The 11,837-nt window shown below is 70.3% G+C and carries 8 protein-coding genes; 7 read left to right on the forward strand and 1 reads right to left on the reverse strand.

Features of this window, described 5'->3' with window-relative positions:
• Positions 1 to 125 precede the first annotated feature (125 nt).
• The 3 genes from ACFQPD_RS05930 to ACFQPD_RS05940 are packed head-to-tail and all read left to right on the forward strand — an operon-like array spanning position 126 to position 5,549.
• Positions 126 to 2,627, forward strand: a complete 2,502-nt coding sequence (locus ACFQPD_RS05930) for a glycosyltransferase (protein WP_385899406.1) — start codon at positions 126 to 128, stop codon at positions 2,625 to 2,627.
• Positions 2,624 to 4,222: a glycosyltransferase gene (locus tag ACFQPD_RS05935; protein WP_385899408.1), complete on the forward strand. Its 1,599-nt coding sequence runs from the start codon at positions 2,624 to 2,626 to the stop codon at positions 4,220 to 4,222. Before ACFQPD_RS05930 ends, ACFQPD_RS05935 begins: the two co-directional genes overlap by 4 nt.
• Positions 4,223 to 4,232: 10 nt before the next feature.
• A complete protein-coding gene (locus ACFQPD_RS05940; RefSeq protein WP_385899410.1) occupies positions 4,233 to 5,549 on the forward strand; it encodes a leucine-rich repeat domain-containing protein in 1,317 nt (438 codons plus the stop codon).
• Between the two features lie 9 nt (positions 5,550 to 5,558).
• Here the strand turns inward: ACFQPD_RS05940 and ACFQPD_RS05945 are convergent, their stop codons facing one another.
• Positions 5,559 to 7,604, reverse strand: coding sequence for a D-glucuronyl C5-epimerase family protein (locus tag ACFQPD_RS05945; protein WP_385899412.1), 2,046 nt, complete (start codon positions 7,602 to 7,604; stop codon positions 5,559 to 5,561).
• A 204-nt stretch (positions 7,605 to 7,808) separates the two neighbouring features.
• Here ACFQPD_RS05945 and ACFQPD_RS05950 point away from each other — a divergent pair, with 204 nt between their 5' ends.
• The 4 genes from ACFQPD_RS05950 to ACFQPD_RS05965 all read left to right on the forward strand — a co-directional run bounded on the left by ACFQPD_RS05950 (position 7,809) and on the right by ACFQPD_RS05965 (position 11,832).
• A complete protein-coding gene (locus ACFQPD_RS05950; protein ID WP_385899414.1) occupies positions 7,809 to 8,975 on the forward strand; it encodes a glycosyltransferase in 1,167 nt (388 codons plus the stop codon).
• 37 nt (positions 8,976 to 9,012) lie between these two features.
• Positions 9,013 to 9,879: an ABC transporter permease gene (locus ACFQPD_RS05955; RefSeq protein ID WP_385899416.1), complete on the forward strand. Its 867-nt coding sequence runs from the start codon at positions 9,013 to 9,015 to the stop codon at positions 9,877 to 9,879.
• Positions 9,857 to 10,726 (forward strand): ABC transporter ATP-binding protein, encoded by an 870-nt coding sequence (locus ACFQPD_RS05960; protein WP_385899418.1) that lies wholly within the window; start codon positions 9,857 to 9,859, stop codon positions 10,724 to 10,726. Before ACFQPD_RS05955 ends, ACFQPD_RS05960 begins: the two co-directional genes overlap by 23 nt.
• A 71-nt stretch (positions 10,727 to 10,797) precedes the next feature.
• The gene (locus ACFQPD_RS05965) at positions 10,798 to 11,832 is read left to right on the forward strand and encodes a glycosyltransferase (protein ID WP_385899420.1); all 1,035 of its coding nucleotides are present in this window, start codon (positions 10,798 to 10,800) and stop codon (positions 11,830 to 11,832) included.
• Positions 11,833 to 11,837 lie beyond the last annotated feature (5 nt).

Genomic DNA, 11,837 nt, shown 5'->3' on the forward strand with positions numbered 1-11,837 from the left:
CCGAGGGGTAGGCCGAGGGATGGGCGGGCCACCTCGGAGGGGCGCTTCGATGCCCCGGGCCGCAAGGACCCTCCTGATATGCTCCCGGCAGGATCCCCGAGACGCCTGACGGAGAGAGAAACTCGATGCAGCAGCCGCACGCCGTGATCGTGATGCCCAACAACGTCGAGATCGACGCGCGGGCACACCGGAACGGGCTGGCGCTCGCGGCGGCGGGCTTCCGCGTCACGATGGTGGGCTACGGCACCGGCATCCCGCCGATGGGCGAGATCAGCGGCATCCCCTACTTCCTCACCTTCGGCAGGCAGCCGGACAAGAGGCTCAGCTTCGTCTACCGGGCCGTGCGCAAGTCGTTCCACCTGACCACGCGCCGCCGTCCGCCCCAGCCGGTGCTGAAGGCCGTCGCCGTCGTCGACGGCGCGACCGCACGCGCCAAGCGGACCGCCCGCGGCCTCGCCGAACGCGTCCGTCAGCGTCAGGCCAGCGCCCTGCCGGACCCCGGCACGTGGCAGGGCATGCTGCCGTTCATCGCCGACATGGAGGAGGCGATGTTCGCCAAGACGGTCGAGCTGCAGCCGGACCTCATCATCTGCGACGTCCATCTCCTGCACCTGGCCCGGCGGGTCGCCGACCGGTTCCGCGGGCAGGGCCGCAAGGTCGCCGTGCTGTACGACGCGCGCGAATACGTCTACGGCCTGGCCAGCGACGACCCGAACGTGCTGCAGGGCTTCCCCGCGCTCGAGGCGGAGCACATCCGCGACTGCGACGCCGTCGTGACCGTGTGCGAGCCCATCGCGGAGTTCCTCCGCGACACCTACGACATCCCGCTGCCGCCTCTGGTCCCCAACGCCCCGATCGGCAACCTTCCCGAGGTGGGGCGGCCGATGACCATCCGCGACTTCCTCGACATCGACCCCGAGGCGCCACTGCTGGCCTACGCGGGGGGTCTGTCGTACCACCGCGGCGTGCACGACGCCGTCGAGGCCCTGACGCAGCTGCCCGGGGTGCACCTGGCCATCGGCGCCCGCCGGCCCAGCTCCTACACGCTCGAACTCGACGAGCAGGCCCGCCGGCTCGGTGTCAGGGACCGGCTGCACTTCGTGCCGTTCGCGCCCACGCATGAGGTGGCCGAGTACCTGGCCTCCGCCACCGCCGCCATCTTCCCGTTCCTTCCGGTGGGCAACCACAACTGGGCCGCTCCGAACAAGTACTTCGAGTCTGTGCAGGCTCGTCTGCCCATCCTCACGTCCAACATGGAGTGGCTCGGGGAGCGGGTCACGCGGCTGGGGATCGGCGAGGTGTTCGAGCATTCCAATCCGACGTCGCTCGCCGAGGCGGCCGCCAAGCTGCTCGGCGACGTCGACACCTACCGGGCGCGGATCACGGACGATCTCGTCGCCGAGCACACCTTCGAGCACTTCAGCGCCAACGTCCTCGACTCCTCGCTGGCGGTCATCACCCCTGAACTCCGCGAGGGACTCCGCCCGCACGACCTGACGACGCAGCTGTACAGCATCCGGCGCGACATGCTGGCCCAGCGGGCGGGCCTGTCCGACTCCGAACTCTTCGAGCCGCGTCCGCGGCTGAGGATCGGCACCACCAACTCCGCCGGACAGGCAACGGAGTGGGCGCACGCCCTCATGCGCGAATACCCGCGCGCCGTGGCGGACTCCGCATGGCTCAAGCTGGACTCGACCCAGAACTACGCCGCCGACGAGGTGTTCACCCAGACGCAGGCCCTCACCCGCTTCTGGCAGGAACGCCTCAAGGCGAAGCTGATTAACCGATACACGCACGTGCTCAGCGAGTCCGGCCGGCCCATCGTCGGCAACGCGCTCGGCAAGTACTTCTGGCAGGAGACCGACTGGCTGACGGCGCAGGGGATCCGGCAGGGACTCGTCTTCCACGGCTCGGACATCCGCAACCCGCGCGAGCACGCCCGCCTCGAGCCCTGGTCACCCTTCCGCGGCGATCTGGACGAGGACATGACCGAGCTCACGCACAAGCTGCAGCGCCGCGTCGACCACCTGCTTCCCCATGTGCTGGCGTTCGACGGTCCGGTGTTCGTGACGACCGCGGACCTCTTCGACTACCTCCCGGACGCAACGTGGCTGCCGCTGACTGTCGACACCCGGCTCTGGCACAACCCGGTCCCCCCCATGGCCCACGGCAAGACGCCCGTCGTGCTGCACGTGCCCAGCAAGGAGGCCATCAAGGGCTCGGACCTCGTCGACCGGGCCTGTGAGCAGCTGCAGGCGCGCGGCCTCATCCGCTACGTGCGCGACACCGACATCCCGCACGAGCAGGTCCGTGCCCTGGTGCTCGGCGCGGACATCGTCATCGATCAGCTGCGGATCGGCGACTACGGCCTGGCGGCCGTCGAGGCCATGAACGCCGGTCGTGCGGTGATCGGTCACCTCGCGGACCGCGTCGCGGAACGCTACCCGGGCGAACCCCCGATCGTGCGGGCGACGCCGGACACGCTCGAGGCGGTGCTGACCGACCTCATCTCGGATCCGGAACGGATCGCAGACCTGGGCGCGCGGAGCCGCACGTACGCCGAAGAGTTCCACGACGGCCGGCGCGCCGCCGACGTGCTAGCAGAGTTCATGCGGTTGGGCGGATGAGCCGACGCCAGCTCGGTGTTCTGACCCCGTGGTATCCGTCCCTCGGGAATCCCGTCCTGGGCAACTTCGTCGCCGAGTGGAGCCGCCTCGCAGCAGGTGGCTTCGACGTCCGGGTGGTCAACTCGGTCGAGTGGCCCGGAGGTCCGGCCGAACTGGTCGAGGCACACCGTCGCGCATTCGACGAGGTGGTGGCCCGCATGGCTCGGGCCGGGGCACTGGACGCGCGGGGCGACTTCGGTCGCATCACGCGGGTCCCGCACGTCCTGGTCAGCGGCTGGTCGGTGCCTGAGCGGGCCGAGAGCGCGGTCCGCGCCGTCGCGGCCGCGCTGCCCGACTTCGAGGCTGACGTCCTCCACGGCCATGTCGGCTACTTCGGGGGGCTGGTGGCCGCGCGGCTGGCGCCGGCGGGGGCCAGAGTGGTGGTCACTGAGCACTCCAGCGAGGCGCGTACGGTGCTGGCAGACCCGAGCGGCCGGGAACTCTACGCGGAGGTGCTCGAGCGGGCGTCCGCGCTCACGTGCGTCAGCGGCCCCGTGCGTGACCTGTTCCTCGAGCACCTTCCCGAGCATCGCGACAAGGTGGTCGTGATCCCGAATCCCGTGGACTTCGCCGGTGCCCCCCGCAGGGCCGGCCTCCCGGATTCGCTGGACCGCTGGGTCTTCGTCGGGGGGCTCACGGAGCTCAAGGGCGTGCGGCGCCTCCTGGCCGCGTTCACGGCGTTCGCGAGCGGGCGTTCGCGGGCGAGCCTGGACCTCTTCGGCGACGGCCCACTGCGCGCGGAACTGGCCCAGGCGGTAGCGGCGGCCGGGCTCGGCGGCCGGGTCACCTTCCACAGCAATGTCCCCAAGGCGACCGTGCTGGAGGCGCTCCCCGCATTCGACGTGCTGGTCGGGCCCAGCCGCTACGAGACGTTCCACCTGGCTGTCAGCGAGGCCGTGGCCGCCGGCCTGCCGGTGGTGGTGACCCGCAGCGGCGGCCCCGAGGAGGCGCTCGGCGACACGATGCGGCTGTGCGGCCGTTTCATCGACGTCGCCGACTCACCCGACGAGATCCTCGACGCCGTCGCGGACCTGGAGCAACACCTCGGCACCCTCGACCTCGACGGCGCGCGGGCCGAGCTCGACGCCCGTTTCGGTCCCGCCGCGGTCCGTGCCAGGTTGGCCGACCTCTACGGCGTGGAGCCCTGGGGAGCCCCCCCGCACTCGCCCCGGGCGACGGCGACCCCGCCGGAGCGCGTCGAGGTGTTCGCGCGCCGGACCTGGCGATCGCCGGCGGTGGAACCGCAGATCGCGCTCGCCCGATCGGCCGGCGCGGACGTCGAGGTCGTGGGCGTGCCGCAACCCGCCGCGCGCCCGGCGCCGTTGACGGTCCCACAACGGGCCCTCCGCAAGGCCGGCCGGCTCCTGGCCCGGCTCCGCCCGCCGCAGCCCACGGTCGGCGGGCCCGGCACGGTCGCACTGCTGGGCGACATGACGTCGGCGGCGGACGTGGCCACGTTCTGGTCCGCGCACCCGTCCGTCCGGCCGAGCGTCGAGCTCGACCCGACCGACTTCGGCCACCCACCCGTCGACGCCCACGCTGCTCCGGCTCGGTAAAGGATTCGAGATGAGATGCCTACGACTGCTCCTCGCCGCGATTCTGGCGATCGGGCTGCTGGGCGTGTCCTCGCCGGGCGCGTCGGCGGCGGTCGACGTCTACATCACGCCAGGGTCCCACAGCGTCAACGGTCGTCAGTGGCGCACGACGTGCGAGCCCTACTCACAGGTCGAACGGTGCACGGCCTCCATCTACGCCACCCAGGTGACGCAGGATGCCAGCGGCCGCTTCGTCGTCACGACGGGGTGGGTGTTCAACAACCTCACCTACACCGAGGCGCCCCGGAGCCTCTGGTACGGCAACCCGCTCGGCGACGTCCGCCAGGGAACAGCGGTGGCCGGGGGCGGGATGTCTTACAGGTGGACCGACGACAAGGGACGCCGTTGGCGTACCGACTGTGACACCGACGTCACGGGCCGCAACGGGTGCCGGACCTATGTGACGGCCAGCGTGATCAAGACGGGAACGTCGGCCGGCGGAGAGCCGTACTACTACCGCGTCACCCAGGAAGTCTTCAACAACATGGTGCGGTTCGGCGGCGTGCTGCTCGGCTCGGTCAAGGACCCAGGGCTGAGGGCGTGCATCGCCGATCACGTCACGCTCCGGGGCACCGTCATCCCCACCGCCGAACTGCAACGGCTCCGCTACCTCGCATGCGACTATCGCGGGATCACCTCGCTCGCCGGAATGCCGGCCTTCCCCAACCTCACCGAGCTGTACCTCGATGGCAACGCGCTCACGAGCGTGGCCGGGATGCCGGCGCTGCCGAGCCTCGGCTGGCTCGGTCTGGGCCACAACCGGCTCACCAGCGTGTCGGGGCTCCCGTCCCTGCCGTCGCTCATCGAGCTCGACCTCGGACGAAACCGGCTCTCGGGTCTGACCGGATGGCCGGCCCTGCCGAACCTTGTCCGACTCAACCTCGCCGGCAACCAGTTGAGCGACGTCTCCGGGTTGTCCGGCGGCCGGCACACCCGACTCGTCCAGCTCGATCTGGCTGCCAACAGGCTCCCGACGGTGCGTCCGCTGCCGAATCTGCCGTCCCTCACCCGGCTGTACCTCAACGACAACGCCTTGCGCACGTTCGATGCCAGCCCGGCGAACCTCCCGCTTCTGGAGCGGCTCTGGCTGCAGCGACAGGTCAACACCGACGGCACGGGAACGCTCGAGTCCTATGCGTCCCTGGCGCCGTGGACGGGCCTGGACTACCTCTACGTGAGCGGCAACACCGTCGATGACGTGTCTCCGCTGCTGTCCCTGCAGGCCGCCGGATGTTGGATCGACGTCCTGGAGAACAGCCCGATCGGGACGACCGGGAGTCAGGGCTGACGCCCATCGTCAGCGCGCGTTGTTCGGCGCCAGTGGGAGCCAGCGCTCCGCGTACGTCTTGAAGTACTCGAGGCCGGACCGCGTGTACAGGGACTGAAGCTCAGCGATGTGTGACGTGTCGTGGTAGCCGTAGTGGATGTTGCGACCCGTGTACTCCTCGGGGATCTGAACAGTCCGGCCCTCCGGCAGGGCGTTGAACTGGATGATCTGGTGCCAGCGGCCGCCCGTGTACACCTCGACCGCCACGAGACCGGTGCCGAACAGGGTGAGGTTGTTCACGGGCGTGCGCCACACGAACAGGTCGTACCGCGGGGTCAGCGCCGCTCCGACGGTGTCCGAGCGGCGCAACGAGATGTTGTCGTACTGCACGACCGTGTCGTTGGCCCGCGTAGTTGCGGTGAGGAACTGCAGGAGGATGGTGCAACTCCCGTCCCGCACGGTGAACTCGTCGCGGTACACCGCCCAGACGTCCCCACGGTTCTTCTGTTGATCGAGGAGGTTCGTCGTGCCGGAGGGGCACACCTGGTAGGCCACGTACCGCGGAGAGATCCCGCTGAGGCCGAACGGGTACGTTGCCTTGGCCTGGAACTGCAGGCTCACCTTCTGTCCTGAGCGGAAGGTGCCGCCGGGGATCCGCTGCTCGATGCCGGTCCATCCGGCGCCGTCGTTGCGCACGGTCGCCACGCCGTTGGCGATGGTCGTGCCGCTGCCGAGGATCTTCCACCCCGTCGCCGTGCCGAGCGTCGGGTTGACGATCACGTTGGGCGCCGGGACATCGCGCAGCGCGGTGGGGACGTCGACAACCGTCGCGTTCATCTTGCTACGGCTCACGCTGCCGCCGAGTGAGACGTATCTCAGCGGCGCCGGCGCGTACCCCCGCACGAGGTCGTAGGTGGACATGATGCCGCCCTCGACCGGCAGTTCGGCCGCTTCGAGGACGAGGTCGTAGTGGGCCACGCCCTCGTCGAACAGGGCCTTCGCCCTGACGTCTCCGAAGCGCCGATAGTGGGCGTCGAGTGCGATGAGCGCGACATGCTGGCCGTTGAGAACACTCGTCGGCGTCGCCCCGGTGGGGTACTCCTCGAACATCAGGACCCGCTGACCCTTGATGTCGAGATAGTTGCGCACCCCACCGTCGCTGTAGGGGATGAGGAAGGAGTTGAGCGTGCGAGTGGCCGCGTCCCGCCAGGTGGCCGCCTCGGTGCCCGTGGTGCGGTCATGGAGGGTGCCCAGGGCCGACAACATCGCGCCCTGGGCGATGCCGGAGTACCAGGGGGGCTGGAGGGTGGGCGTCGAGGGATTGGCCGAATAGGCGAAGCCGTACGGGTACCACAGGGAGGTCTCACCCGCGTAGCTGCGGCTCACCGCCTTGCTCAGCGCGAGCTTGCCCGCCATCCGCATCAGGCAGAGCTGCGTGTCAGCGGCGATCGCCGACGACTTGCTCACGGCATCGATGAAGAGGGCCACCGAGACGGGGTTGAACTGGTCGACCGGCGTATAGGGGGGCTTGATCGCATGGGGGACCCCGTTGGTGACGGCATAGCCGGCGGGGAGCACGGAAGTGTCGCAGCTGGTTCCCGAGGACGAACTCGGCGACGGCGCGGGCGACGCCGTGGCGGTGGACGTCGAGAAGCGGACGATGTTGTTGAAGACCCACGCCTGATCCACGACGGCACGACCGTCTCGGACGAGGACGACGCTGGAGTACGTCTCGCTCCGGCAGCCGTTGCGGCCGGTGGTCAGTGTGTCGCACTCGGTGCGCCAGAGTCGACCGTCCTCCGCGGTCCACTGCCGGGTGTTGGCGAGCGGGTTGTCTCCCCAGACCGCCCTCGGTACCGGCTTGTAGGTGAGGTTGTTGAAGACCCAGCCGTTGCTCCGCGTGAAGCCTCCGCCGGACGTCATCGTGATCGTGGTCGCCCAGATCTCGGTGCGGCAGCGCTCCACCTGGGTGCTGTATCGCCCGCACGTTGTCGACCACAACCGCCCGTTCACTTCGTGCACGCCCGGTGTGGTGTACACGTCGATCTCGGCCGAGGCCTGTGGCGCAGAGATCACCCCGAGCGCCATCGCTAGAGCCACTGTCATGATCCGGAAAAGTCGCATGAGGGCACCTGCTCGGGAGTCTTACCCTTGGGGGGTCTATCCGCGTCAACCTAGCACAGTGGCGGATCCAGCCCTCCGCGCTCCGTGCGCCTAGACTGGCTCCGCGGTCAGGCTTACCTGGAGCTGGCCCTCGGTCCCTCGGGAGGGTTCTGCTCGATGCGTGTGCTGATGCTGGTGGCCACCTCCGTCGCCACCGACACCCGGGTGCTGCGGGAGGCGTCGAGCCTGGCCGGGATCGGCCACAGCGTCCACATCGTCGGCAAATCCGTCCCCGCAGGATTCGCGCCCGGGTCTGGGGTCACCGTCTCAAGCGTCGGCTCGTCGTCGGTGTTCCGCCGCGAGGCGCGGGACGACTCCCCGACACGGCTGTCCTGGCCTGGTCGGTTCGCGCGGTGGCTGTTGCTCCCGCAGCACCGCAACAGCTCCTTCTCCCGGTGGGCCGACGGCGCCTACCGCGACGCGGCGCAGCGGTCGTTCGACGTCGTCCACGCGCACGACTTCACCGCGCTCGGGGTGGGGGCCCGGCTGGCGGACGAGCGGGGCGTGCCGCTCGTCTACGACTCCCACGAGCTCTGGAGCGGCGTCCCGCGCGAGTACCGGCCGACGCCGCTGCAGGATCGCCGCGAGCGCCGGCAGGAGGCGGAGTGGGGAGGTCGCGCGGCCGCCGTCATCACCGTCGGACCGGGCGTCGCCGAGGAACTGACGCGGCAGTACGGCTGGAGCGACATCGCAGTGGTGCGCAACACCTTCCCTTTGCGTCCCGAGGCCGAACTGCCAGACCTGCCCGCCCGGCCGCGCGGCGCGGTGTACGCGGGCCGGGTCGGGGCCTACCGCGAGTTGGAGGTCGTCGCCGCGGCCAGCCGCAACACCGACCTGCCGATCACCATCGTCGGCCCCGGCGACGAGACCTGGTTGGCGACGTTCGACCCCGGACGCGCCACCGTCCGCCCCGCGCTCCCGCTCGACGACGTGTCCCGCGAGATCGCGGCGGCCGGCCTGGCCCTGGTGACGCACTCAGACAAGTGGCCCAACCACCGGCTGGCGATGCCGAACAAGCTCTTCCACGCGGTGAGCCTGGGCGTCCCCGTCGTGGCCACCGACGTCGGGCAGCTGGGCGCCCTCGTGTGCGAGCACCGGCTCGGCGTTCTCTACCGCCCGGGGGATGCCGCCTCGCTCACCGCGGCGCTGCGCACGGCCGTCGACGAGTATCCGACGCTGGTCGACCAGGTCCGGCGAGCCCGGCCCAGGCTGAGTTGGCCGGAGGACGAAGCGGTCCTCCGGGGCGTGTATGCGACACTGATGACCGACCACCGGACCGCGTGACGTCGCGGACGTGGCCGACATGCCGGAAGGAGAGACGTTGAGCGAGTCCCGGAGCAGGACTGACACCTCGGTGCAGCGTCGCGTCTACAAGCCGCACAAGGCCAGCATCCCCAACCTGCGCGACTACTTCAGCGAACTGTGGCATCGGCGTGACTTCGCGCTCGAGCTGGCGCACACCAACCTCAGGGCGACCAACACCAACACCGTGCTGGGGCAGCTCTGGCTGGTCGTCAACCCCCTGCTGCTGGCCGGCGTGTACTTCCTCCTCGTCGTGGTCCTGTCAGGCGGTTCCGCCAGCCACACCTTCCCTGACATCGCGGCCGGCCTGTTCCTCTTCTTCTACGTGACCGGGGCGATGCAGGCGTGCGTCAACGCGGTGACGAACGCGGGCAGCCTCGTGCTCAACATGAGCTTCCCGAAGATGCTGCTGATCTTCTCCAACGTCTACGTCGGCCTGCGCCGGTTCCTCCCGACGCTGTTGGTGTACCTCGTCATCCACATCGCGTGGGGCCTGCCCTGGTCGTGGAACATGCTGTGGATGCTGGTCGCGATCGTCCTTTCCACGCTCCTCGGTCTGGGGCTCGGGGCGCTGGTGGCCACGTGGCAGGTCTACTTCCGCGACACCTCGCAGTTCCTGCCCTACTTCATCCGCATCTGGCTCTACGCGTCGCCGGTCCTGTACTCGGCCGAGATGTTCCTCGAGGGCCCGATCGGGCGCCACGTGGGGCAGTGGATCCAGCTCAATCCCGTCTTCGGGGTCCTCGGCATCTGGCACGACGCCCTCGCCGGGCACGCTCCCGCCGTCAGCTATCTGGTGGGCGGGACGGTGTGGGCCGTCCTCGCGGCGGTCGTCGGGACCCTGTACTTCATCTCGAGGGAGCGTGAGTTCGCTGTCCGCCTCTGATCAGTCCCTGGAGCGGGACCCCGGCGCGCCGGAGCCCGTCGCACACGAGTCCGTCACCGGCCCGACGGAGCACCTCGACGACGCCGCGGTGATCGTCGACGACCTCTACGTCACGTACCGCGTCAACCTCGAGCGCAAGAACTCCCTCAAGAACGCGCTGGTCCGCAAGGCCCGCAAGGAGAAGGTGCGCTACCGCGAGGTCAACGCCCTCAAGGGGGTGAGCTTCGAGGTCCCCGCGGGCAAGTGCACCGGATTCATCGGCGCCAACGGCGCGGGCAAGTCGACCCTCATGCGCGCCGTCGCCGGGATCCTCCCGCCCACCAAGGGTCAGATCGAGGTGCGGGGCAAGGTCTCGACACTGCTCGCGCTCGGCGTCGGCTTCAACTCGGCCCTCACCGGCCGCGAGAACGTCATGATCGGCGGCCTCGCCGCGGGGCTCAGTAGGGCCGAGGTCACGGAGAAGTTCGAGGAGATCGCGGACTTCGCCGACCTGGGCGACTTCATCGACATGCCCATGCGGACGTACTCGTCCGGCATGTTCTCCCGGCTGGCGTTCTCGGTCGCCGTGTTCATGGAGCCGGACATCCTCATCATCGACGAGGCACTGTCGGCCGGCGACGCCCAGTTCAAGCAGCGCGCCGGCAAGAAGATGGAGGAGCTGATGAACTCCGCCGGCACGATGCTCCTGGTCTCGCACGCCCTCTCGACCATCCAGGAGCTGTCCGACGAGGTCATCTGGCTCCACAAGGGCCGGCTCATCAAGCGCGGCGACCCCGCGGAGGTCTGTGACGCCTACCTCGAGTTCCTCAAGGTCGGCGACGAGGCCATCGTCATGGAGGACTTCTGAGCGCCGACGTCGGCGTCGTCACCACCGGTCACGACGTCGCGGACGCCCGCCTGCACCGCACCGTCCGGGCGTTGCGCCGGGCGGGCCTCACGGTCGAGATCCTGGGCCTCGGCGACCCCGCCGGCGGCCCGGCCGGGGCGACGATCCGCACCGCGCCGCGCCAGGGGGCGGCCGTCCGCGCGATGCGCGCCCTGCTGTGGCCGTGGCGCCTGCGCACGCCCGTGCTGCTGACCATCGACCCCGACACGGCGCCGATGGCCTGGCTGAGCCGCCGTCTCCGTCGCGGCGCGTGGGTGGCCGATGTACACGAGGACTACCGGGCCCTGCTCACCGACCGGCCGTGGGTCCCGGGCCCCCTGCTGCGGGTGCTCCAGGGGACCGTCGGCCTGCTCACCCGCATCATCGCGGCGGCGGACCTCGTCCTGGCGGCCGACGACCACGTCCCTCCGCGGACGGCCCCCCGCCGGATGCTGCTGCGCAACGAGCCCGATCTCAGCCTGCTGCCGCCGATCCGGCGGGACCGCGCGGAGGGGCAGTACCGCGCCCTCTACATCGGCGACAATCGCCGCACGCGCGGCCTGCAGGCCATGATCGAGGCCGTGGCCGCGACGGTCGCCGACCCGCAGCCGTGGGCCCTGGACCTCGTGGGCGCGGTCGCCCCCGCGGACCGCAGCTGGCTCGAGGCGCGGCTCACGGACGACGACTGCCGCCACGTGAGCTTCCACGACCGCCTGCCGCCGGCCGAGGCCTGGCGCCTCGCGGAACGGGCTGACGTCGGCTTCTGCCTCCTCGACGACACCCCGGCGTTCCGCGACGCGATGCCGTCGAAGGTGTACGAGTACCAGGCCTGCGGTCTCCCGACGGTGGCCACCCCGCTCCCGCGGGTCGCCGCGCTGCTCGAGGGGACCGGCGCAGGCGTCGTGGTCTCCGGGCACGACGAGACGGTGACGGCGCTGCGGAGGTTCGCCACCGACGAGGCCTATCGCGACGAGCTGGTGGCGGCCGCACGCGCGGCGGGGACCGAGGCGCGGGAGCGCCCCAACCCCTACGACGCCGTCGCCGCGGCGGTCGCTGCGCTGGCCTCCTCCGTCCGGAGCCGACGGTGACCCAG

It is taken from the genome of Tessaracoccus sp. O5.2, assembly GCF_964266725.1.
In the GTDB taxonomy this organism is placed as follows: domain Bacteria; phylum Actinomycetota; class Actinomycetes; order Propionibacteriales; family Propionibacteriaceae; genus Arachnia; species Arachnia lapidicapta.

Bases quoted from the DNA above. Each gene is read 5' to 3' on its own strand.
- ACFQPD_RS05930 (WP_385899406.1), top strand. From the start codon at position 126: ATGCAGCAGCCGCACGCCGTGATCGTGATGCCCAACAACGTCGAGATC.
- ACFQPD_RS05935 (WP_385899408.1), top strand. From the start codon at position 2,624: ATGAGCCGACGCCAGCTCGGTGTTCTGACCCCGTGGTATCCGTCCCTC.
- ACFQPD_RS05940 (WP_385899410.1), top strand. From the start codon at position 4,233: ATGAGATGCCTACGACTGCTCCTCGCCGCGATTCTGGCGATCGGGCTG.
- ACFQPD_RS05950 (WP_385899414.1), top strand. From the start codon at position 7,809: ATGCGTGTGCTGATGCTGGTGGCCACCTCCGTCGCCACCGACACCCGG.